The organism is Aeromonas sp. HMWF014 (genome assembly GCF_963878295.1).
Lineage (GTDB): Bacteria > Pseudomonadota > Gammaproteobacteria > Enterobacterales > Aeromonadaceae > Aeromonas > Aeromonas popoffii.
Window position 1 is genome coordinate 1 of record NZ_CAWNYS010000163.1, and the last position, 1375, is coordinate 1375.

Below are 1375 nucleotides of genomic sequence, written 5' to 3' on the forward strand. Positions count from 1 at the left end.
ATCTACCTGCCCATGGTCATCATGGTGATCTACTCCTTCAACGCCTCCAAGCTGGTGACTGTGTGGGGGGGCTGGTCGCTCAAGTGGTACTTCGGCCTGCTCGACAACAAACAGCTGATAGGCTCTGTGCTGCGCTCGCTGGAGATTGCGCTCTATACGGCGGTTGCCGCCGTGGCGCTGGGGACGGTGGCGGCCTTCGTGTTGACCCGGATCCCGCACTTCCGCGGCCGGACCCTGTTCGGCGGGCTGGTGACGGCACCCCTGGTGATGCCCGAGGTGATCACGGGTTTGTCGCTGTTGCTGCTGTTTGTGGCCATGGCCCAGCTGGTGGGTTGGCCTGCCGAGCGTGGCATGGTGACCATCTGGATCGCTCACACCACCTTCTGTACCGCCTATGTGGCAATCGTGGTGTCGGCGCGCCTGCGGGAGCTGGATCTCTCTATCGAGGAGGCAGCCATGGATCTGGGTGCAAAACCCTGGAAGGTGTTCTTCTTGATCACCATCCCCATGATAGCCCCCTCGCTGGCGGCGGGTGGCATGATGTCGTTTGCCCTGTCGCTGGATGATCTGGTGCTGGCGAGCTTTGTCTCGGGTCCGGGGGCGACCACCTTGCCGATGGAAGTCTTCTCGGCGGTGCGACTCGGCGTGAAACCCGAGATCAACGCGGTAGCCAGTTTGATCCTGTTATCGGTGTCGCTGTTCACCTTTGGTAGCTGGTACCTGATGGCCAAGGCTGAGAAACGCCGTCGCGCCGAGATAGCCATGACCACCCAGATGCAGGCCGTCGTCTGACGCCATGATAAGATCCGCCTACTCTCGTCAACCTGGAGGATGAGTATGCGGATCTCCCTTTTTAGCGGTCGTGGCACCGAGCTGGTGCCCGGCCTCACCACCGCCATTCACAAGCAACCGATCTCTGCGTCCGTTCGCTGTACCTTTGCCGGTCTGGAAGGCGATGAGCAGTGTGACCAGCGCCACCACGGTGGCCCGGATCGGGCGCTCCACTACTATCCTGCCGATCACTATCCCTGGTGGCAGACCTGGCAAACCGCCATGGGCCTTGCTGCGCCCCGCACACCCTGGCAACCCGCCGCTTTTGGCGAGAATCTGTCCGGCCTTGGGTTGACCGAGCCGCAGGCCTGTATTGGTGATATCTATCGGCTCGGTGAGGCGCTGATCCAGATAAGCCAGCCGAGATCCCCCTGTTTCAAGCTCAACCAGCGTTTCGGTTATGGTCAAATATCACAGGTGATGCAGCTCAATGGCCGCTGTGGCTGGCTGTTGAGGGTGCTGGAGGAGGGGGCGGTCGCACCGCAGGAAACTATGGTGCTGGTCGACAGGCCCTATCCCGCCCTGACGGTGAAGCGGACCGCCG

The 1375-nt window shown here is 61.7% G+C and carries 2 protein-coding genes; both read left to right on the forward strand.

Annotated elements, in window-relative coordinates:
- Positions 1-792 (forward strand): ABC transporter permease subunit (locus AAC083_RS06505; protein WP_108536124.1); only part of this gene is annotated, 792 nt, incomplete at its 5' end.
- Positions 793-837: 45 nt separating this feature from the next.
- On the forward strand, positions 838-1375 hold a 538-nt coding region (locus AAC083_RS06510; RefSeq protein WP_108536128.1), incomplete at its 3' end, for an MOSC domain-containing protein.